At 67.5% G+C, this 21,580-nt stretch carries 18 protein-coding genes; 12 read left to right on the forward strand and 6 right to left on the reverse strand.

Annotated elements, in window-relative coordinates; translation table 11 throughout:
• Nucleotides 1-177 precede the first annotated feature (177 nt).
• The 3 genes from SI859A1_RS02500 to groES form a co-directional block, all read right to left on the reverse strand.
• A complete protein-coding gene (locus SI859A1_RS02500) occupies nt 178-597 on the reverse strand; it encodes an RrF2 family transcriptional regulator (RefSeq protein ID WP_009208295.1) in 420 nt (139 codons plus the stop codon).
• A 140-nt stretch (nt 598-737) separates the two neighbouring features.
• Nucleotides 738-2,393 (reverse strand): chaperonin GroEL, encoded by a 1,656-nt coding sequence (gene groL / locus SI859A1_RS02505; protein ID WP_009208296.1) that lies wholly within the window; start codon nt 2,391-2,393, stop codon nt 738-740.
• A gap of 83 nt (nt 2,394-2,476) precedes the next feature.
• Complete coding sequence (gene groES, locus SI859A1_RS02510; protein WP_009208297.1) at nt 2,477-2,773, reverse strand: co-chaperone GroES; 297 nt, start codon at nt 2,771-2,773, stop codon at nt 2,477-2,479.
• 280 nt (nt 2,774-3,053) lie between these two features.
• Here groES and SI859A1_RS02515 point away from each other — a divergent pair, with 280 nt between their 5' ends.
• The 4 genes from SI859A1_RS02515 (at nt 3,054) to SI859A1_RS02530 (ending at nt 9,060) form a co-directional block, all read left to right on the forward strand.
• Complete coding sequence (locus tag SI859A1_RS02515; RefSeq protein ID WP_244400876.1) at nt 3,054-3,962, forward strand: TIGR01459 family HAD-type hydrolase; 909 nt, start codon at nt 3,054-3,056, stop codon at nt 3,960-3,962.
• The gene (locus SI859A1_RS02520) at nt 3,962-4,942 is read left to right on the forward strand and encodes a bifunctional riboflavin kinase/FAD synthetase (protein WP_040325087.1); all 981 of its coding nucleotides are present in this window, start codon (nt 3,962-3,964) and stop codon (nt 4,940-4,942) included. Before SI859A1_RS02515 ends, SI859A1_RS02520 begins: the two co-directional genes overlap by 1 nt.
• Before the next feature lie 239 nt (nt 4,943-5,181).
• Nucleotides 5,182-8,196 (forward strand): isoleucine--tRNA ligase, encoded by a 3,015-nt coding sequence (gene ileS, locus SI859A1_RS02525; RefSeq protein WP_148233921.1) that lies wholly within the window; start codon nt 5,182-5,184, stop codon nt 8,194-8,196.
• A gap of 180 nt (nt 8,197-8,376) precedes the next feature.
• Nucleotides 8,377-9,060 carry a hypothetical protein gene (locus tag SI859A1_RS02530; protein ID WP_009208301.1) on the forward strand — a complete coding sequence of 228 codons (684 nt, stop codon included), beginning with the start codon at nt 8,377-8,379 and terminating at the stop codon, nt 9,058-9,060.
• A 69-nt stretch (nt 9,061-9,129) separates the two neighbouring features.
• On the opposite strand, the gene SI859A1_RS02535 is transcribed toward SI859A1_RS02530, so the two are convergent.
• Nucleotides 9,130-9,612, reverse strand: a complete 483-nt coding sequence (locus SI859A1_RS02535) for a nucleoside deaminase (RefSeq protein WP_244400878.1) — start codon at nt 9,610-9,612, stop codon at nt 9,130-9,132.
• Between the two features lie 192 nt (nt 9,613-9,804).
• Between SI859A1_RS02535 and SI859A1_RS02540 the strand changes: the two genes are divergently transcribed.
• From SI859A1_RS02540 to SI859A1_RS02560, 5 genes are all read left to right on the forward strand, one after another.
• Nucleotides 9,805-11,445 carry a pseudouridine synthase gene (locus SI859A1_RS02540; protein ID WP_050767412.1) on the forward strand — a complete coding sequence of 547 codons (1,641 nt, stop codon included), beginning with the start codon at nt 9,805-9,807 and terminating at the stop codon, nt 11,443-11,445.
• A 6-nt stretch (nt 11,446-11,451) separates the two neighbouring features.
• The gene (gene rsmD / locus SI859A1_RS02545) at nt 11,452-12,012 is read left to right on the forward strand and encodes a 16S rRNA (guanine(966)-N(2))-methyltransferase RsmD (protein ID WP_009208304.1); all 561 of its coding nucleotides are present in this window, start codon (nt 11,452-11,454) and stop codon (nt 12,010-12,012) included.
• 109 nt (nt 12,013-12,121) lie between these two features.
• A complete protein-coding gene (locus SI859A1_RS02550; protein WP_009208305.1) occupies nt 12,122-13,576 on the forward strand; it encodes a M16 family metallopeptidase in 1,455 nt (484 codons plus the stop codon).
• Between the two features lie 28 nt (nt 13,577-13,604).
• Entirely contained in the window at nt 13,605-14,936 is a 1,332-nt protein-coding gene (locus tag SI859A1_RS02555; RefSeq protein WP_009208306.1) for a M16 family metallopeptidase, read from the forward strand.
• Between the two features lie 5 nt (nt 14,937-14,941).
• The gene (locus SI859A1_RS02560; RefSeq protein WP_009208307.1) at nt 14,942-15,814 is read left to right on the forward strand and encodes a patatin-like phospholipase family protein; all 873 of its coding nucleotides are present in this window, start codon (nt 14,942-14,944) and stop codon (nt 15,812-15,814) included.
• 21 nt (nt 15,815-15,835) lie between these two features.
• Here SI859A1_RS02560 and SI859A1_RS02565 read toward each other — a convergent pair whose 3' ends face one another.
• On the reverse strand, nt 15,836-16,972 hold the full coding sequence (locus SI859A1_RS02565; RefSeq protein WP_009208308.1) for a DNA topoisomerase IB: 1,137 nt from the start codon (nt 16,970-16,972) through the stop codon (nt 15,836-15,838).
• Nucleotides 16,973-17,149: 177 nt separating this feature from the next.
• Here SI859A1_RS02565 and SI859A1_RS02570 point away from each other — a divergent pair, with 177 nt between their 5' ends.
• Nucleotides 17,150-17,368: a hypervirulence associated TUDOR domain-containing protein gene (locus SI859A1_RS02570; protein WP_040325090.1), complete on the forward strand. Its 219-nt coding sequence runs from the start codon at nt 17,150-17,152 to the stop codon at nt 17,366-17,368.
• A gap of 62 nt (nt 17,369-17,430) precedes the next feature.
• On the opposite strand, the gene SI859A1_RS02575 is transcribed toward SI859A1_RS02570, so the two are convergent.
• The gene (locus SI859A1_RS02575; RefSeq protein WP_009208310.1) at nt 17,431-19,323 is read right to left on the reverse strand and encodes a monovalent cation:proton antiporter-2 (CPA2) family protein; all 1,893 of its coding nucleotides are present in this window, start codon (nt 19,321-19,323) and stop codon (nt 17,431-17,433) included.
• Nucleotides 19,324-19,442: 119 nt separating this feature from the next.
• Between SI859A1_RS02575 and SI859A1_RS02580 the strand changes: the two genes are divergently transcribed.
• Nucleotides 19,443-20,786 carry a TldD/PmbA family protein gene (locus tag SI859A1_RS02580; RefSeq protein ID WP_009208311.1) on the forward strand — a complete coding sequence of 448 codons (1,344 nt, stop codon included), beginning with the start codon at nt 19,443-19,445 and terminating at the stop codon, nt 20,784-20,786.
• Nucleotides 20,783-21,580, forward strand: a complete 798-nt coding sequence (locus tag SI859A1_RS02585; RefSeq protein ID WP_009208312.1) for a 3'(2'),5'-bisphosphate nucleotidase CysQ — start codon at nt 20,783-20,785, stop codon at nt 21,578-21,580. The genes SI859A1_RS02580 and SI859A1_RS02585 overlap by 4 nt, the downstream gene beginning before the upstream one ends.

The raw sequence follows: 21,580 nt of genomic DNA on the forward strand, positions 1-21,580 counted from the left end.
GGAGACCGGATCAGGCTATCTTATTCCTACGAGCTGGATAGGAATATAAGTTCCACCATGGCGCCAACGCGCGCACGTGCTGTGCGTATTTCGCCGCGTCATGAGATCGGACATCTTCAACGCGGGTGGCGATCGGTATGATCGCAGATGTCGGGACCGGCGACAGCGCAGCCCGGCCTAGGCGCGATCGCCGGTCCCGTCGTCTTCGCCGAAATGCCGGCCTTCCAGAATCGCGGCGGTGGCGTCGCGCACGGCCAGAAGCGCGGTGCGGGTCTCGCAGCTCTCCACGTCGCGGCAATCCTCGCAGCGGCGATAGGCGGTGCGCGAGGCACAGGGGGCCAGCGCCAGCGGACCGTCCACGACGCGCAGGACATCGGCGAAGCTGATCTGTTCGCCGGGCCGTGCCAGGCGATAGCCGCCACGCGCACCCCGCAGGCTGACGAGGAGGCCGGCCTGCTTCAGTTCGGCCAGGATCGCTTCGAGGAACTTGCGCGGGATCTGCTCCTCGACCGCGATGACGGCGGCCGATACGGGCGCGGCCCGCGGCGCGATGTTTCTCAGGGAGCGGATGGCGTAGCGGGCGCGCTGCGAGATCATGGAACGTCTATGGCAAGGCGGGCGCGGCTGGGCAACCCGGCGCGGCCCGGGGGAAGACAAGGGCAGGGCGCACGAAAAAGGGGCCCGGCGATGCCGAGCCCCTCGATAGTCCGGATGGATGTCCGGCCGGTTCGGACTTCTTAGAAGTCCATACCGCCCATGCCACCCATGCCGCCCATGCCACCCGGCATGCCACCGCCGCCGCCGGCCGACTCCTTCTTCGGAGCCTCCGAGATCATGGCTTCGGTGGTGACCAGCAGGCCGGCGACCGATGCCGCGTCCTGGAGAGCCGAGCGAACGACCTTGACCGGATCGACGATGCCCATCTGGATCATGTCGCCGTACTCGCCCGTCGCGGCGTTGTAGCCGAAGGACAGGGACTCGTTCTCGAGGATCTTGCCCACGATGATCGAGCCTTCCGCACCGGCGTTCTGGACGATCTGACGGATCGGAGCCTGAAGCGCCTTGCGGACGATGGCGATGCCGGCGTCCTGGTCGGCATTGATGCCCTTGATGGTGACGGCGTTCGAAGCGCGCAGCAGCGCGACGCCACCACCGGCCACGATGCCTTCTTCGACAGCCGCACGGGTCGCGTTGAGGGCGTCGTCGACGCGGTCCTTCTTCTCCTTGACTTCGACTTCCGTCGCACCGCCGACGCGGATGACGGCGACGCCGCCTGCGAGCTTGGCGAGACGCTCCTGCAGCTTCTCGCGGTCGTAGTCCGAGGTGGTCTCCTCGATCTGACCCTTGATCTGGCCGACGCGGGCTTCGATCTGGGTCTTCTCACCGGCACCATCGACGATGGTGGTGTTTTCCTTGGTGATCGAGACCTTCTTGGCGCGGCCGAGCATGTCGAGGGTGACGTTCTCGAGCTTGATGCCGACGTCCTCGGAGATGACCGTACCGCCCGTCAGGACAGCGATGTCCTCGAGCATGGCCTTGCGGCGATCGCCGAAGCCCGGTGCCTTGACGGCCGCGATCTTCAGGCCGCCACGCAGCTTGTTGACGACCAGCGTGGCCAGGGCCTCGCCCTCGACGTCCTCGGCGATGATGAGGAGCGGCTTGGAGGACTGCACGACGGACTCGAGGACCGGCAGCAGCGCCTGGAGGTTGGAGAGCTTCTTCTCGTGCAGGAGGATGTAGCAATCCTCGAGCTCGGCGACCATCTTCTCCGGGTTGGTCACGAAGTACGGCGACAGGTAGCCGCGGTCGAACTGCATGCCTTCGACGACTTCGAGCTCGGTCTCGGCGGTCTTGGCTTCTTCGACGGTGATGACACCCTCGTTGCCGACCTTCTGCATGGCCGAGGCGATCATCTCGCCGATTTCCTTCTCGCCATTGGCGGAGATGGTGCCGACCTGGGCGACTTCGTCCGAGGTGTCGATCGAGCGGGCGGCAACGCCGAGCGCCTCGACGACCTTCAGGACGGCCGCGTCGATGCCGCGCTTGACGTCCATCGGGTTCATGCCGGCGGCAACAGCCTTGGCACCCTCGCGGACGATCGCCTGGGCGAGAACCGTCGCGGTGGTCGTGCCGTCACCGGCCTTGTCGTTGGTCTTCGAGGCCACTTCGCGCACCATCTGGGCGCCCATGTTCTCGAACTTGTCCTCGAGCTCGATCTCCTTGGCGACCGAGACACCGTCCTTGGTGATGCGCGGAGCGCCGAAGGACTTGTCGATGACGACGTTACGGCCCTTCGGGCCGAGGGTCACCTTGACTGCGTCGGCAAGAATGTCGACGCCACGCAGCATGCGCTCACGTGCGTCGCGGCCGAACTTTACTTCTTTAGCTGCCATGTTCGTATTCTCCCGGGCGCGCCATCTGATCAGGCCGCGCCGCTTCGAAGTTTCGTGGAATTACGGAAATCGCAGGCGCCTGATCAGGCGACGACGCCCATGATGTCGGATTCCTTCATGATCAGAAGGTCTTCGCCGTTCAGCTTGACCTCGGTGCCCGACCACTTGCCGAAGAGGACGCGATCGCCCGCCTTGACGTCGAGCGGAACAACCTTGCCCGACTCGTCACGTGCACCGGAACCAACGGCGATGATCTCGCCTTCCTGCGGCTTCTCCTTGGCGGTGTCCGGAATGATGATGCCGCCAGCCGTCTTGGCTTCGGATTCCACCCGACGGACCACGACGCGGTCGTGCAGAGGACGGAAATTCACAGCTGCCATGTTCGTTGAACCCTTCGTTGACGGATATGGCCGGACCCGCTTTTCGGCATCCGGCGTGAACATTTGGCACTCACTCGGGGCGAGTGCTAACGACGATGGAGATAGTGTCGCAGGAGGCGCGGTGTCAAGCGGTCGGCGCATCGCGTCATCGAAGTTTCGTTAATCGCCGTCCGGGATCTGGCCGCCGTCACGACAGGGGTTGACGCGGCAGAGAAGGCGCTTGCGACAGCGCTTCGCCTTGACCGGTCGGCAGGCCGCCTCTATCGCCACCGGACAGGCAATGGCAGCGTGGGCACCGATGGAAACTTCTCTCTCCGACACCGGCCGTGGGACGGATGCCGTCCGGCAGCCGCAGGACGTCCGGCCGATCACCGCGCTGGCCGAGATCGCCGGTGACTACGACGTGATCTTCTGCGACGTCTGGGGTGTCGTCCACAACGGCGTCGTCAAGCATCCGGCCGCCGAGGCGGCGCTGACGGCGGCACGCCAGCGCGGCGTCAAGGTGGTGCTTTTGACCAACTCGCCGCGCCCGTCGGCAGGGGTCGTCGCGCAGCTCGGCACGATGGATTTCTCCCACGATGCCTATGACGCCATCGTCACTTCGGGTGACGCCACGCGCGCGCTGATCGCCGATGTCGCAGGACCGGTCTTCCATATCGGTCCTGAGCGCGACCATGACCTGTTCGCCGGCATCGACGTCGATCTGGTCGGCGAGGCCGACGCCAGGGCGGTGATCGTCACCGGCCTCTACGACGACGAGGTCGAGACGCCGGCGGATTATGCCGAGATGCTGGCCCGGCTGCAGGCGCTCGACCTGCCGATGATCTGCGCCAATCCGGACATCGTCGTGCATCGCGGCGAACGGCTGATTCCGTGTTCCGGGGCACTGGCGCGCGACTACGGCCAGATCGGCGGCACGGTGCGTCTCGCCGGCAAGCCGCATCGGCCGATCTACGACGTTGCGTCGCGCGTCCTCGATCTCGGGTCCTCGTCGCGGGTTCTGGCGATCGGCGACGGGCTGATGACCGACGTGAAGGGCGCCAATGATTTCGGCGCCGACGCGCTGCTGATCACCGACGGCATCCATGGCGAGGAACTGGCGTCGGCGGATTCGGCGACGCAGACCGTCACCGCCGTCCTGTCGGAACGCGGCCTGACGGCGCGCTACTTCATGGCTGCCCTGACATGATGCCAGACGCGATCGCGCGTCTCGGCTCGGTCGCGGACGTGCCGGCGGATCTGCGCGGCGCCGTCGTGGCGGTGGGCAATTTCGACGGCGTGCATCGCGGCCATCAAACCGTCCTGGGAGAGGCCCGGACCATCGCAGCGGCCGCGGGGCGGCCGCTCGTCTGCCTGACCTTCGAGCCGCATCCGCGATCCGTGTTCCGGCCCGACCAGCCGGTGGCGCGGCTGACGCCGGCGCCGATGAAGGCGCGCCTTCTGGAGATGCTCGGCTTCGACGCGGTGGTCGAACAGGGGTTTACCCGGGAGTTTGCCGGTCTCGCACCGAAAGCCTTCGTCGAGACCGTACTGGTGGAAGCGATGGGCGCCCATCACGTGGTTGCCGGCTTCGACTTCCATTACGGCGCCAAGCGTGGCGGCACGCCCGAGACGCTGGCCGAGGCCGGCCGGATGCATGGCTTCGGCGCCACCCTGGTGCCGGCCTTCGTCGACGAAGGTGGCGAGACGGTGTCGTCGAGCCGGATCCGCGACTGCCTCGGGGAGGGCGCCGTCACGGAAGCCGCGGGGCTGCTCGGCTACCGCTGGACGATTGCCGGCGAGGTGGTCGGCGGTGCGAAGCTCGGCCGCACGCTGGGCTATCCCACCGCCAACATGGTCATCGAGCCGGACAGCCTGTTGAAGCACGGCATCTACGCGGTGCGCCTGCGCCGTGCCGACAGCACGCTGCATGATGGCGTGGCGAGCTTCGGCCGCCGCCCGACCTTCGACAATGGCGCGGCGCTGTTCGAGACCTTCCTGTTCGACTTCTCCGGCGATCTCTATGGCGAGACCGTTTCGGTGTCGCTGTTCGGCTTCCTGCGCGGCGAGGAGCGCTTCGACGGCGCCGAGGCGCTGATCGCCCAGATGGACGGCGACGCGGACGAAGCCCGGGCGATGCTCGCCGGCGTCGCGCCGCTCGGCGACCTCGACCGCCGGATGGCGTTCTGAGCCTTCACCCGGGGGCGGCGACGCCAGCCCTGCGGCGGGGCGTTCTTTCCATCCGGGCGCGGAGTTGCTAAAGCCACGCCATGTTGGATCCACGCGCAATACTCCGTCCGGGCCGAATTAGTCGCCCGGCCTTCTGACCGGCCAGGCCGGAGAAGGTCCGGGTTGCCGGCCATTTGCGCCACCACGCCTCCTTTTCTCGCGCCGCCGTCACGACCGCGGCAGACGACATGGCTGAATTCATGAGCGACACCAAGAACGACACTGCGGCCGGTTCCGCCACCGGGATCGACTACGCCAAGACGCTGTTCCTGCCCGAAACGCCGTTCCCCATGCGCGCCGGTCTGCCCAAGGCCGAGCCCGAATGGATCGGCAAGTGGGACGCGATGGACCTCTACGGCACCCTGCGCCGGGAATCGGCCGGCCGGCCGAAATACGTGCTGCATGACGGGCCGCCCTACGCCAACGGCAACCTCCATATCGGCCACGCCCTGAACAAGGTGCTGAAGGACGTCATCACGCGCTCGTTCCAGATGCGCGGCTACGACGCCAATTACGTGCCGGGCTGGGACTGCCACGGCCTGCCGATCGAATGGAAGATCGAGGAGCAGTACCGGGCCAAGGGCAAGAACAAGGACGAGGTGCCAGTCAACGAGTTCCGCAAGGAATGCCGCGACTTCGCCGCCCATTGGGTGGGCGAGCAGACCGAGGAGTTCCGCCGCCTCGGCGTGGAGGGCGACTTCAAGGACCCGTATCTGACCATGGCCTACGGAGCGGAGTCGGTGATCGCCGGCGAGCTGCTGAAATTCGCCATGTCGGGCCAGCTCTATCGCGGCTCCAAGCCGATCATGTGGTCGGTGGTGGAAAAGACCGCCCTGGCAGAGGCAGAGGTCGAGTATCACGACCACGAGTCCGACACGATCTGGGTGAAGTTTCCTATCGCAAGTCTCGGTACACCAGTAGCAGACGATCTCGCTAGGGACCTTCGAGGCGCTTCAGTAGTTATTTGGACCACTACGCCTTGGACAATTCCGGGCAATCGCGCGATCGCATACTCAGAATCCATAAAGTACGGATTGTATGAAGTAATCTCGGCGGAGAACGATTTCGGCCCTTCGGTTGGAGAGAAATTTGTCTTAGCCGAATCACTGGCTTCCGAAGTCATGTCGAAGGCAAAATTGGGCTATAGGTGTCTGGCGCGTCTTTCGTCGAATACGATGAAGTGGATGATCTGCGAGCATCCACTCGCGCGTAAGATTCAAGGTTACCCTGCAGCAATCCCGCTTTTGGTGGGGGATCATGTCACAGACGACGCAGGCACCGGCTTCGTTCATACTGCGCCCGGTCATGGTCGTGAAGACTTCGAGCTTTGGGAAAATGTTTGGCGCGAATTCAAACCGCAGCTCGCAGCTCGGAATATTTCTCGTTGGATCCCCTTCACCGTTGATGATGACGGATTCTACACTAGGGATGTGCCGGGTTTCGGGCCGGACGCGGAAGGCGGAGCCGCGCGGGTCATCGACGACAAGGGCAAGAAGGGCGACGCCAACAAGCGGATCATCGCCGCGCTGATCGAGGCCGGAAATCTGCTCGCCCGCGGCCGGCTAAAGCATTCCTATCCGCATAGCTGGCGGTCCAAGAAGCCGGTGATCTTCCGCAACACGCCGCAATGGTTCGTCCATATGGACCAGGACCTCGGCGGCTACGGCCTCGACGGTCAGTCGGCGGGTACCGAGGACACGCTGCGCAACCGCGCGCTCGGCGCCATCGACGCGACGCGCTTCGTGCCGGCGTCCGGCCAGAACCGGCTGCGCGGCATGATCGCCGACCGTCCGGACTGGGTTCTCTCCCGGCAAAGGGCCTGGGGCGTGCCGATCTGCGTCTTCGCCGACGAGAATGGCGAGGTGCTGAAGGACGAGGCGGTCAACGCCCGCATCCTCGAAGCCTTCGCGGCCGAGGGCGCCGACGCCTGGTTCGCCGACGGCGCCAAGGAGCGCTTCCTCGGCAACGAGCACGATGCCGGCAAGTGGACCATGGTCCGCGACATCCTCGACGTGTGGTTCGATTCCGGCTCCACCCACGCCTTCTGCCTGGAGAAGCGGCCCGACCTGAAATGGCCGGCCGATCTCTATCTGGAAGGCTCGGACCAGCATCGTGGCTGGTTCCATTCCTCGCTGCTGGAATCCTGCGGCACCCGCGGCCGGGCGCCCTACGACGCCGTCCTCACCCATGGCTTCGTCATGGACGAGGAGGGGCGCAAGATGTCGAAGTCGCTCGGCAACGTCGTCACCCCGCAGGAGGTCATCAAGCAGTCCGGCGCCGACATCCTGCGGCTCTGGGTGGTCAGCTCCGACTATTCGGAGGATCTGAGGCTCGGCAAGACGATCCTGCAGACCAACATCGACAGCTACCGCAAGCTGCGCAACACGCTGCGCTGGATGCTGGGCACGCTCTCCCACGACGAGGGCGAGACGGTGCCGCTGGCCGAGATGCCGGAGCTGGAGCGGCTGATGCTCAACCGGCTGGCCGAGATCGATGAGATCGTGCGCAAGGGCTACGATTCCTTCGACTTCAAGCGGATCAGCCGGACGCTGCTCGACTTCGTGGTGGTGGAGCTGTCGGCCTTCTATTTCGACATCCGCAAGGACGCGCTCTATTGCGATCCGCTGTCCTCGACGCGCCGCAAGGCCTCGCTTCAGGTGGTCCGCATCCTGTTCGACCATCTGGTGACCTGGATGGCGCCGATGCTGCCCTTCACCATGGAGGAGGCATGGCTGTCGCGTTATCCGGAGGCCAAGTCCGTGCATCTGGAAAGCTTCCGCGACGTCGATCCGGCCTGGCGCGACGGCGACCTGGCCGCCCGCTGGCAGAAGCTGCGCCGGGTGCGCCGCGTCGTCATGGGCGCGCTGGAGGAAAAGCGTCGCGAGAAGGTGATCGGCTCGTCGCTGGAAGCCGCGCCGGTGGTCCATGTCGAGGATACCGAATTGCGGGCAGAGGCGGCCTCGGTCGACTTCGCCGAGATCGCCATCACCTCGGGTCTCGTGATCTCGGCCGAACCGGCCCCGGCGGATGCCTTCCGTCTGGCAGACACGCCGGGCGTCGCGGTCGTCTTCCGCAAGGCGGAGGGCACCAAATGCGCCCGCTCGTGGAAGATCACCGGCGATGTCGGCTCGGATCCGGCCTTCCCGGACGTGTCGGCGCGCGATGCGGCGGCGCTGCACGAGCTGAAGGCGGCGCGGCGGCTGACGGCAGCCTGAGCGGCGGGTCAATCAAGGCGTGCGGCGCCCCCGGCGGTGGCCGCACGCTTGCAGAACCCATTGCAGCAGCCTAGAACTGCGCCCGGAATTCGCCAGATTTCCGTGACATGCGCAGGGTCCGCCCGACCGGTCGCATGCCGGTATGGGGGGCGGAAATGATCGGCTAGGGGGCCGTACCGGATGACATCGAAGACAGTCCGCAATGCGCTTCGTGCTACGGCGATCGGAGCGGCCAGCCTGGCGCTGACCGGCTGTCTGGGACCGACCTACGGCACCGGCAAGTCGCAGGGCGAGACGTTGTTCGACGATCTCAACAATGTTGTCAGCCTCGGCGGCGACAACAAGAGCGCCGAGATCGCCTATGCGCCGCGCCCCGAGCTGGTGAAGCCCGAGAACACCGGTGTGCTGCCGGCGCCGCAGACGGCGCGCAACACGACCGGTGATCCGAACTGGCCGGAATCGCCGGAACAGCGCAGCGCCCGCCTGCAGGCCGCCGCCTATCAGGGCGACGGGCCGATCCCGGCCGATGTCGCGACCGCCCGCAAGGAGGGCGTGACGCAGGCCTATCTCGATCGCACCAGCAGCGACGGCTTCGATTTCGGCAAGAACAACGACGACGCGCCCTTGTTGACGCCGCAGCAGCTGCGCAGTCGCGGCGAACTCGTGCGCGCACGTCTGAAGGAGCGCGCACAGGGCAGCCCGGTGCAGCGCAAATATCTGAGCGAGCCGCCGGTCGCCTATCGCCAGCCCGCGGCCAGCGCCCCGGTGGGCGATCCGGGCGTCGACGAGAGCGTCAAGGAGCGGCGCCTGCGCGGCAGTGGCGAGGGCCTGGGCTCGAAGATCCGCGACCTCCTGCCGTTCTGATCACGCCCGTTTGCGGGGCGGTTCGCCCTCAAGACAGGCGTATGCGGTGCCGCCGGTGGGCGGACGCGGTCAGGATCGCCGCGCCTGGAAGAAACCGCGGAGAAGCTCGGCGCTTTCGCGGGCCGCGATGTCGGAATAGACCTCGGGCGCGTGGTGGCAGGTGGGCTGGCTGAAGAAGCGTGGCCCGGCATCGACGCCGCCGCCCTTGGGATCGGCCGCGCCGTAATAGAGCCGCCGGATGCGGGCAAAGGAGATCGCCGCCGCACACATGGCGCAGGGCTCCAGCGTCACGTAGAGATCGCAGTCCGGCAGACGCTCGGAACCGAGGCGGGCAGCCGCCGCGCGGATCGCGACGATCTCGGCATGGGCAGTGGGATCGTTGCGCTGGCGGGTCTCGTTGCCGCCGCGGGCGATGATTTCGTCGCCGCGCACGATGACCGCACCGACGGGCGTCTCGTTCCGCGCCGCGGCCAGCCGGGCTTCCTCGAGGGCGATGTCCATGAAGGTCGGGCGGGGCAGAGGCGGCTCCTTGGTCTGTCGATCCGGCCGCATGGCGCGGTCCGAATCCCGTTCCCCTTTGACGGGCGATGCTGTAGAGCCACCTGCTAATCCATTCGCGGGTCGGCGCAAGCGTTCCAGCTCCTCAGGGGCGAACCGCGCCACCGATCCTTTCACCATCTCGACGGTGGTGAGCCGGCGCGAGCGCCGGTCCGAGCAGATAGCCGCCGCATGAGAGGCAGTTGCATGAGCGATACGACGAACGGCGACGACGGAAAAGGTCGCGGACGCGGACCCGGTGGCAACCGGGGCGCAGGTGGCGGAGAGCGCGAGCGCGGCGATCGGCCGAAGCCGCGCGAGGGCGACAAGCCCTTCACGCCGAAGAGCCGTGGCATGTTCTCCCATGGCGGCGCGCGCGGCGACAAGGGCGAGGGGGCCAAGCCCCGCAGCTTCGGACGGCTGCAGCATGACGCACCGAAAGGCGATCGCACGGAGCGGTCCGGCGGCGAGCGCCGCCCGGTGCGCGACGACCGGCCGAAGCGGGCACCGCGCGACGATCGCGCGCCCCGCGCCGAGACCGAATCCGCCGTTGGCGAGATGCGGATCGCCAAGCGCCTGGCGCGCGCAGGCATCGCCTCGCGCCGCGATGCCGAAGGCATGATCGCCGACGGCCGGGTCAAGCTGAACGGCAAGGTCCTCGACACGCCGGCCGTCGTCGTCACGGCGTCCGACCGGATCGAGATCGACAATGCGCCGCTGCCGGCCATCGAGCGGACAAGGCTGTGGCTGTTCCACAAGGCCGCCGGCACGGTGACCACCAACCGCGACCCTGAGGGCCGGCCGACGATCTTCGACCGCCTGCCCAGCGACATGCCGCGAGTGCTCACAGTCGGACGCCTCGACATCAACACCGAGGGGCTGCTGCTCCTGACCAATGATGGCGGGCTCGCCCGGATCCTGGAGCTGCCGGCGACCGGCTGGCTGCGGCGCTACCGCGTGCGCGCCCATGGCGCGATCACCCAGGCGCGTCTCGACGAGCTGCGCCAGGGCATCGCCATCGACGGGGTCTTCTACGGCGCCATCGAGGCGACGATGGACCGCGAGCAGGGCTCCAATGTCTGGCTGACGCTCGGCCTGCGCGAAGGCAAGAACCGTGAGGTCAAGAAGGTGCTGGCGCATCTCGGCCTTGAGGTGAACCGGCTGATCCGCCTGTCCTTCGGCCCGTTCCAGCTAGGCGACCTTAAGGAAGGCTCGGTGCAGGAGATCAAGGGCCGCATGCTGCGCGACCAGCTCGGCGAGCGCCTTATCGAGGAATCGGGCGCCGATTTCGACGCGCCGGTGGCCAAGCCTTTCTCCAACCGCCCGGTCGAGGCCGAGCGCACGGAGCGGCCGAAGAAGGCCGACGAGTGGATTTCCGCCAGCGAGACCGCGCCGAACAAGAAGCGCGTCCGCGAGGCCAAGCGCGAGGATGCGCTGGGCCGGCTCGATACCCGTGCCGGACGGCCTGAGCGCAACGATCGCGGCGACCGCAAGCCCTATGGCGAGCGTCCAGCCAAGCGCTTCGAGGGCCCGAAGAAGCCCTATGGCGATCGCGACGCCGCCGGCGGCCGCGACGACGCGGCCAGCCCGCCCAAGCGGCCGATCGATGCGCCCAAGCGCAGTGCCAATGTCTGGATGGCGCCGGGCGCGCGTCCGCAGGGGACCAAGAAGGCGCTGGGTTCGCAGGCCGGCCGGCCCGACCGGGGCCCGTCCCGCGGCGAACGCCCGTCGGGCCCGTCGGCGCCGCGTGGTGGTGGTGGCAAGCCCGGAGCCGGCCGTCCGCCCCGTACCGGCGGCGACGCGCCGCAGCGTCCGGGGCGCCCGCCGCGTCCGCCGCGCAAGGGCTGATCCGGCATGCGTATCGTCGGGGGTGAACTGAAGGGGCGGCAACTGGCCGTCCCGAAGACCGATACGATCCGGCCGACCACGGACCGCAACCGCGAGACCCTGTTCAACATCCTGACGCACCGGCCGGGCTTCCAGCTCGACGGCGCCCGGGTGCTGGACCTGTTCTCCGGCACCGGAGCGCTCGGCATCGAGGCGCTGTCGCGCGGCGCCCGCTTCTGCCTGTTCGTCGAGGAGGGCGTCGAGGGCCGCGGTCTCATCCGCGAGAATATCGAGGCCTTCGGTCTGCAGGGGCGATCCAAGATCTTCCGGCGCGACGCCACCAGCCTCGGCATCGTGGGAACGATGGAGCCGTTCGACTGCGTCGTGGCCGATCCGCCCTATGGGCGCGGTCTCGGCACGGCGGCGCTCGTCTCGGCGCGCGATGGCGGCTGGCTGAAGCCGGGCGCGCTGGTGATCGTCGAGGAAGCCCTGGCCGCGCCGTTCGAGGTGCCGGGCGGGTTCGAGCAGACCGACGAGCGCGCCATGGGCGAGACGGTGCTGCGCTTTCTTGTCGCCCCGGGCCGCTGACCGCGGTTCTCACGGCGACCTAAACAAACCTTAATTGGCAAGGATTCTCGGCATCCGGCATAGTCGCGAGGCTTGCAACAGGGTGCAATAACGAGGATCAGACCGAACGATGACGCATCACTTCCGCCCCATCGGCCTGCCGGCGCTCGCCGTCGCTTTCGTGCTGCCCCTGACCCTGTCGGCCGCTGCCCAGACAGAGCCGGCCCCGGCGCAGGCCGAGGTGACCGAACCGTCCGACACGGCGCCGACGACGCCCGAGACCGCGGCGCGTGAAAACGGGCCGGATCTGACCACCTTCACCCTCGACAACGGCCTGCAGGTCGTGGTGCTGCCCGACAACCGCGCGCCGATCGTCACCCAGATGGTCTATTACAATGTCGGATCGGCGGACGAGGCGCCGGGCAAGAGCGGCATCGCGCATTTCCTCGAACACCTGATGTTCAAGGGCACCAAGAATCATCCCACCGGCGAGTTCTCGCGCCGCGTCGCCGATATCGGCGGCCAGGAAAACGCCTTCACCACCTCCGACTATACCGGCTACTACCAGCAGGTGCCGGCCGACGCGCTGGCAATGGTGATGGAGATGGAAGCTGACCGGATGGAGAACCTCGTTCTCTCCGAGGAGGCCGTCCTGCCGGAGCGCGACGTCATCCTCGAGGAGCGCCGCATGCGGATCGACAACGACCCGGGCTCGCAGCTCTCGGAAGCCGTGCAGGCGGCGCTTTTCCAGAACAGCCCCTACGGCACGCCGGTGATCGGCTGGCGGCAGGAGATGGAGGGCCTGACGCGCGACGACGCGATCGCCTTCTACGACAAATATTACACGCCGAACAACGCGACCCTTTTGATCGCCGGTGACGTCGATGTTGCCACGGTCCGCGATCTCGTCGCCGAGACCTACGGCAAGGTGGAGCGGCGCGCCGATCCGGGCGACCGGGTCCGTCCCGTCGAGCCGGAGCCGCTGGCCGAGCGCACCGTCACGCTGACCGATCCGCGCGTTACCCAGCCGTCGCTGCAGACCGCCTATCTGGTGCCGTCGGAAACGACGGACGAGAACGGCGAGGCTGAGGCGCTGGACATCCTGGCGGACATTCTGGGCGGTGGCACCACCAGTCGCCTCTATCGCGGACTGGTCGTCGACCGGGCGCTGGCGGCCGCTACCGGCACCTATTACGGCGGCACCGCGCTGGAAGAGGCCCAGTTCGTGGTCTACGGCACGCCGCGCGATGGCGCCTCCCTCGATGCCGTCGAGGCGGCGCTCGACGAGGAAATCGCGACGCTGATCGAAGAGGGTGTCACCGAGGCGGAACTGGACCGGGCCAAGAACCGGGTGCGCAAGAACATGATCTATCTGCGCGACAGCCAGACCTCGATGGCCCGCCGCTATGCCGCGGCCCTGGCCACCGGCCGCACCATCGAGGATGTGGAGGCATGGCCCGAGCGCATCGAGGCGGTGACCGTCGAGGACGTCAATGCGGTCGCCCGCAAGTATCTGCGGCCGCAGCGTTCGGTCACCGGCTATCTCAGGCCCGAGGCCCAGCCGGACGCCGACACGCGCTCCTGATCTTCCCCTTCGCAGAAGGAATTTCCCGTTGAAGTCATTCGTCCCCGCGCTCGGTGGCACGATCGCCGCCCTGGCCCTTTCGTTCAGCCTGTCCTTCGCATCGGTCGGCACCGCCGAAGCCGTCGATATTCAGACCGTCACCAGCCCGGGCGGCATCAAGGCGCTGCTGGTCGAGGATCACACCAATCCGCTGATCGCGATGAACTTCGCCTTCAAGGGCGGCGGCTCGACCCAGGACGAGCCCGGCAAGGAAGGCACCGCGAACCTGATGTCCGGGCTCCTTGACGAGGGGGCCGGCGACATCGACAGTCAGGAATTCCAGGCACGGCTCGACGATCTCGGCGTATCGCTGAGCTATGACGCCAGCCTCGACAATTTCTCGGGCAGCTTCCGGACCATCACCGAAGTCAATGACGACGCCTTCGCGCTGCTGAAGGCATCGATCAACGATCCGCGCTTCGACGAGGAACCGGTGGCGCGGATCCGCGGCCAGATCATGGCGGGGATTCTCGCCGAGCAGAACGACCCCGGCGAGCTCGCCGGCAAGGCGTTCTCCCGCACGGTCTTCGCCGATCATCCCTATGCGCGGCCGACCGACGGCACGCTGGAGACGCTGGAAACTGTCACTGCGGCCGACCTGAAAGCGTTCAGGACGCGCATCTTCGCGCAGGACAATCTCTATGTCGGCGTCGTCGGCGACATCACGCCGGACGAACTCGGCAAGCGGCTCGACGAGGTTTTCGGCGCGCTACCCGAAACACCCGAGCTGAAGCCCGTCGCCGATATCCAGCCGGTCCTCGGCAAGACCGAGGCCGTCGATCTGGCGGTGCCGCAGACGACGATCCAGATGGCCCTGCCGGGCGTCATGCGGGACGATGACGAGTTCTTCGCCGCCTATCTGATGAACCATATCCTGGGCGGCGGCTCCTTCACGTCGCGCCTTTACGAGGAAATCCGCGAGAAGCGCGGCCTCGCCTATGGCGCCGGCTCGTTCCTGGCCAGCTACGACCATGCGGCGGTGCTCGGAATCAGTACTGCGACGCGGGCGGAAAAGGCCGAGGAAAGCATCGCGATCATCCGCGAGCAGCTTGCCGATCTCGCCGAAAACGGCCCGACGGCCGAGGAACTGGCCAAGGCCAAGGCTTATGTGAAAGGCGCCTATGCCATCCGCAATCTGGATTCCTCGGCGGCGATCGCCTCGACGCTGCTGGGCATCCAGCTCGACGATCTCGGCATCGACTATATCGACAGGCGTCAGGACCTGATCGACGCGGTCACCCTCGACGACGTCAAGGCGCAGGCCAGGGCGCTGCTGTCGGCCCCGCCGACGATCATCACCGTCGGTCCCGCGGGAGCCTGACGGCGGTGACGACGCTCGGGCTCGCCCTCGGCGGCGGCGGCGCGCGGGGGCTGGCCCATATCCACGTGCTCGAAGCCTTCGACGAACTCGGGCTCGTGCCGGATCGCATCGTCGGTTCGTCGATCGGCGCCATCATGGGCGCCGGTCGCGCCTCGGGCATGAGCGGCCGCGACGTCCGCGACTTCGTTCTCGACTGCTTTGCCGGCAAGAGCCTCGTCTTCGGGCGGCTCTGGCGCACCCGGCCGGGCAGCTTCCAGGAATTCCTCGCCGATGGCGGGCTGCGCCTCGGCCAGCTCAATGCCGAGCGGGTCGTGCGGGCCTTCCTGCCGCTCGACCTGCCGCTGCATTTCAGCGAACTGAAGATCCCGCTCGGGGTGATGACCACGGATTTCTACGGCAAGCTGGAATGCGAGATCGACACCGGCGAACTGTTCAGCGCGCTGGCCGCGACGGCGGCCTTGCCGGCGGTGTTCCGGCCGGTGCGCCGCGACGGGCGGGTCCTGATCGATGGCGGCATCTTCAACCCGCTGCCCTTCGACCGGCTGCAGGGCAAGGTGGACAAGGTCATCGCCGTGGACGTCAATGGCGGGCCAAAGGGCGGGCCGGACATCATGCCGACGCCGCTGGAGGCGCTGTTCGGCGCCTCGCAATTGATGATGCAGTCGATCATCGACACCAAGGTCCACATGCACCCGCCGGACCTCCTGATCTGCCCGCCGGTGTCGCATTACGGCGTTCTGGATTTCCTGCGTACCAAGCAGATTCTCGCGGAGACAGCGCCGGTAAAGGAAGAGACCAAGCGGTCGCTCGACGCGCTGCTCTCCTCCAAGAACAGCGGCCGGCGCCAGCACGGCGTCACGTCGGTCAAGGCCGGATAGGCCGCGCCGTCATCGGGCTGCTTACTCGGCGGCTTCGAGGACCCGCTCATCCAGCCGACCGGTTTCAGGCGGCGTTTCCGCCGCCTCGTTCATCGTCTCGTTCTGCCCGGCCGTGACCGGCTTGCGCGCCGCCTGTTCGAGGAAGCGCATCAGCCCGGTCTCGACGCGGGTGAGACCCTCGCGGCAGCGCCCCTTGAGAAGCTCGGGCGACAACTCGCCGGCCTCGAAGGCGGCGACGATCTGCGGGTGGACATAGGACGCACGGGCAACCGCCGGCGTGTTGCGCAGGACCGTGGAGACCGAGCGCATGGCTGCTGCGACGGCGCGCTTGCGCTTCGACTTGGTGTTCACCTTGTCGCCGGCATCCTCGACGAGATAGCGCAGGGCCTCGGCCGAACCGTGGAAGGTGCGGAAGTCCTTGGCCGAGACCGGCGCGTCGGCGGCATCGTGCAGATAGTCGTTGAGGAGGTTGGCGGTCAGCTCGCGTTGCTCCTTGCGCGCATCGGGGAAGCGGAACAGGCGCTTGCCCTTGCCCTTGCCCTTGCGGACCCGCTTCAGCGACTTGACCATCGGCCGGTCGACGATCTCGATGCGCTGCGGCTTGTTGGACTTGGCGACGAACTTCAGCACCGCCGCCTTCTTGACGATGCGCAGGTTGTCCTTGCGCAGGGACGCGACGCCGCGCCCGCCATCGCTGGCATATTTCTCGTGACCGGGCCGCATGGCCGTCAGGTCGATCAGCCGGGTGGCGATCGCCGAGGTGGTGAGGCGGTCGAGCTTGCGGCGGCGCATATCCTTCTCGACGCGGCGGCGAAGCCGGGGCAGGGCATGGCCGAACCGCAGCAGCCGCTCGGTCTTCACCGCGTCGCGCACATTCACCCATTCGTCGTGATAGCGATATTGCAGCCGGCCCTTCTCGTCGCGACCGATCGCCTGGATGTGGCCGCTCTCGTCCATGCAGATCTTCACCTCGGTCCAGGCCGGGGGAATGGCGAGCGCCTTGACCCGCTTGCGCAGGCGCTTGTCGGCGATGGGCTCGCCGTTGGAAAAGCAGATCTTGAACCCCTTGCCGCATTTGCGGCGCTCAACCTCGAACCGGTGCGGATCGGTGAGGGCGAGGCCGAATTGTTCGGCGTGATAGGCAAGGCGAGGGTTCATGGACGGGGCCGATGGATGGAAGGCCTCAAGGGCCGGGACGAGTCTCCAAACGGCGGCCTCCGGACTCCGGTTCCGCGCCCGGTCTGCGGCGATTTGGCCGGCCCGGACGCAAAGCCCTGCGGGAACGCATCCGCCGCGAAATCGCTTCGCGCCTATCCGATCAACAGGAGGCGAGCGATGGCCAAGTACCGCAAGGGCGAATGGGTCGAATGGAACTGGGGGACCGGGACCGGCACCGGGAAGGTCAGCGACACCTTCACCGAAAAGGTCACGCGCACGATCGAGGGCAGCGAGATCACCCGCAATGCCGACCCGGACAACCCCGCCTATATGATCGAGCAGGAGGATGGCAGCCGGGTAATGAAGTCGGAATCGGAGCTGTCCAAGCCGGACTGAGCTCCGGCTCCCCGATGCCTCGCAGGATCGGGGTCGGCGGGTGAGGCTTCGGCGGTCGCGCGTCAGCGCGACTGGACCTTGCCGAAGTCGCGACGGCGCCCGCCGAAGGGGCGGCCGCGGCGGCGCTTGATCGGCGCCCCGTCCTCCGGGCTCGCGCCAGCGTCGTCATCGGTCGGCGAGCGCTCGATGTCCTTCAAGGCCGGGCGCGGCTTGACCAGCGGTTCGGGCGTCACGACGCGGTTCGTGATCATGTCGGTGCCGGCGTAGAAGCCCTCGGCCTCCTGCAGCTTGAGACGGGCGAGGTCGCGCCGGCGCACATCCTCGGTGATCCGGTCGGCGAGTTCGTCCTCGATGCCCAGTGCGTCGAGCGTGGCGCGCCCGAAGGCGAGGGCGGATTCCACCGTCTCGCGAATTTCGTAATCGACGCCGCGGGCGCGCAGCGACAAAGCGTGGCTGCGGTCATAGGCGCGGACATAGAGGCGGACATTGGGAAAATCGGCGCGGATCAGGTCGACGATCCGGTCGGTGGTCTCGCGCTTGTTGGTACAGATGGCGACCAGCCGCGTCTTGCGGATGCCGGCCGCCTCCAGGACGTCCTTGCGCAGCCCCGACCCGAAATAGATGCGGAAGCCGAAGGCCTCCGCCGTGCGGATGCGCTCGGCCGAGGAATCGATGATGGTCACGTCGGTACCGCTCGACAGCAGCACCTGCGCGGTCATCTGCCCGAAGCGCGAGAAGCCGATCATCAGCACCGAGGCGCCGGCGCCGGCGAAATCCTCGTCCAGCACTTCCTCATCGCCATTCGCCTCGGCGCTGAGCCGGCGTCCGAGCCAGGTGGTCAGCGGCGTCAGCATCATCGACAAGGTCACGATGGCGATGAGGAAGGAGGCTGTCGCCTCGGAAATGAGCAGCCCCGCCGAGGCGGCGGTGAACAGCACGAAGCCGAACTCGCCGCCCTGGGCCAGCAGGCCTGAGACGCGTGTGGCGGTGTTGCCGGTTTCGCCGAAGGCCCGCGACAGAAGATAGATGATCGCCGCCTTGCACAGCATCAGCGCCGGCGTCAGGGCGAGGATCGCCAGCCAGTCGCGCATGACGACGGCCAGATCGAGCGACAGCCCGACCCCCATGAAGAACAGGCCCAGCAGCAGGCCGCGGAACGGCTCGATATTGGCTTCGAGCTCGTGGCGATAGGTGGATTCGGCCAGGAGCACGCCGGCGATGAAAGCGCCCATGGCCATGGAGAAGCCGGCCGCCTCCATCAGCATGGCCGATCCCAGCACCACGAAGAGCGCGGCGCCGAGCATCACCTCGCGGGCGCCGGAGGTGGCCATGAGGCGGAACAGCGGATTGAGCAGGTAGCGCCCGCCCACCACCAGGGCCGCGACCGCACCGATCGAGATGGCGATTTCCACCGGGTCGATCGCCGTGTCGCCCGAGGCCGGCGCCAGGAACGGGATCGCGGCCAGAAGCGGCACCACTGCCAGATCCTGGAACAAGAGGATCGAAAAGGCCGACTGGCCGTGGCGGGTGTTGGTCTCGCCGGCCTCGTCGAGCAATTGCAGGCCGAAGGCGGTGGAGGAGAGAGCGAGGCCGAAGCCGATCAGGACGCTCGCCTGCCAGGCGAAGTTGAACAGGAAGGCGACGCCCGCCAGCACCAAGCCGGACAGCACCACCTGGGCAAGGCCGAGGCCGAAGATCTGGCGCCGCATCGCCCACAGGCGGCCGACCTTCAGCTCCAGTCCGATGATGAACAGCAGGAAGACGACGCCGAGTTCGCCGATATGCAGGATCTCCTCGCCATCGGCGACGACGCGGAAGACCGGGCCGAGCAGAATGCCGGCAAACAGATAGCCCAGAACCGTGCCGAGCCCGATGCGCTGGAACAGCGTGCCTGCGACGATTCCGCCGCCCAGAAGCAGCACGACTTCCAGAAAGATCGAGGTTGTGTGCTCCACCGAAGCTCCCGTTCCCGGTTGCTGCACGCGCGGCCGGCTGCAATCGCGTGCAATGACGCCTTGATGGCTATGGCATCGCACAATAAATGGTTCGGTGACGAACACCAGCAGGCAGGTTCATGGACGACGACAGCACGCGGCTCCTTTCGGTCGCCGAGCGGCTCATCGAGACCGCACGAAAGGCCGGGGCCGACGCCTGCGACGTGGCGGTGGTCCGCTCCTTCGGGCGATCGGTTTCGGTCCGGCTTGGCGCAGTCGAGGATACGGAGAATTCCGAGAGCGAGGACATGTCGCTCCGCGTCTTCGTCGGTCGGCGCGTCGCCACCGTCTCGGGCGATATCTACAGCGATCCGCAGCCGCTGGTCGAACGGGCGATCGCCATGGCGAAGGTTTCGCCGGAGGATCCCTTCGCGCGGCTCGCCGATGCCGACCGCCTGGCCGATGGCCGTGACGATCCCGGCCTCGATCTCTACGACGACACCGATCTGGCGACGACGGCGATGATCGACGAGGCGCTGGCGATGGAAGAGGCGGCGCGCGGCGTTGCCGGCGTGACCAATTCCGGCGGGGCCTCGGTCTCGGCGGGGGCGGCCGGTCTCGTACTGGCGACCTCGTCGGGCTTTGCCGGCCATCGCATGCGCTCGGGCTTCTCGCGCTCGATCAGCGTCATCGCCGGCACCGGCGTCGGCATGCAGCGGGACTATGATTTCGATTCCCGCATCCATTACGCCGATATCGAGCACCCCGAGGCCATTGGCCGGCGCGCCGGCGAGCGGACCGTGCGGCGCCTGAACCCCGGCACGGCGGCCACCGGTCGCATGCCGATCCTCTACGATCCGCGGATCGCGCGGGGGCTGATCGGCAGCATCGTGGCCGCGGTCAACGGTGCTGCGATCGCCCGCGGCACGAGCTTCCTGAAGGACCGCATGGGGCAGGCGATCCTGCCGGAGAGCTTCACGCTGACCGACAATCCGCTGCTGCCGCGGCGGCCCGGCTCGCGCCCCTTCGACGGCGAGGGCGTGCGCGGCGCACCGATGGCGCTGGTCGAGAACGGCATCCTGCGCAACTGGCTGCTCGACACGGCGACCGCGACGGAGCTGGGCCTTGCGAGCAACGGCCGCGCGGCGCGCGGCGGCAACGGCGTGTCGCCCTCGTCGAGCAACGTCCTCCTGTCGCCCGGGCAGATGTCGCGCGAGGCGCTGATCCGCGAGACCGGCACCGGGCTCTATATCGATGAGCTGATCGGCCACGGCACCAATCTGGTGACCGGCGACTACAGCTGCGGCGCCTCGGGCTATCTGATCGAGAATGGCGAGCTGACCACGCCGGTGTCCGAGCTGACCATCGCCGGCAACCTCACCGACATGCTGGCCTCGCTGACGGCGGCCGACGATCTCGACGAACGGTTCTCCACCGTAGTGCCGACCCTGCGGATCGGCTCCATGACCGTGGCGGGCGCGTGATCTTGTCCGGCTACCAGGCCGATCTGGAACTGGTGAAGGCGGCGGCCGTCGAGGCCGGCGAGATCGCGCTCGGCTTCTTTCGCCGCGACCCCAAGGTCTGGTGGAAGGAGGGCAACTCCCCGGTCAGCGAGGCGGACTTCGCCGTCGACCTGATGCTGCGCAACACGCTGGTGGGCGCCCGTCCGGACTATGGCTGGGTGTCGGAGGAGATGCAGCCGGGCGACGCGCGGACGGGCACAGGCAGCCGCTTCTTCGTGGTCGATCCGATCGACGGCACGCGGGCCTATCTGCGCGGCGAGGATACCTGGTGCGTGTCGATCGCCGTGGTCGAGAATGGCCGTCCGGTGGTCGGCGTGATCGCCGCTCCGTCGATGGGCGAGATCTTCGAGGTGACCGCCGACGGAACGCCGCTGATGAACGGGGCCCCTTGCGCCGTCGCCGAACCGGGGCCGGGCGACCGGATGCGGCTGGCGATGCCCGATGCCATGCGCAAGCGCGTCGAGGCGTCCGATGGCGAAGCCTTCACCAGCGAGAAGGCCGTGCCGTCGCTGGCCTACCGGCTGGCGCTGGTGGCGTGCGGGCGGCTCGACGGCACGCTGATCCGGCCGCGCGCCAGCGACTGGGACATCGCCGCCGCCGATCTCCTGATCGAGCGGGCCGGTGGCCTCCTGTGCGGCCGGGCCGGCCTGCCGACCGTCTATCGCAGCGAGGGGCGCCGGCACGAGATCCTGATGGCCGCCTCGCTGGCGGCGATGCCGCGGCTGCGAAGGCTTGCCGAGGCCGTTCCCGACTGA

Source organism: Aurantimonas manganoxydans SI85-9A1, from assembly GCF_000153465.1.
In the GTDB taxonomy this organism is placed as follows: domain Bacteria; phylum Pseudomonadota; class Alphaproteobacteria; order Rhizobiales; family Rhizobiaceae; genus Aurantimonas; species Aurantimonas manganoxydans.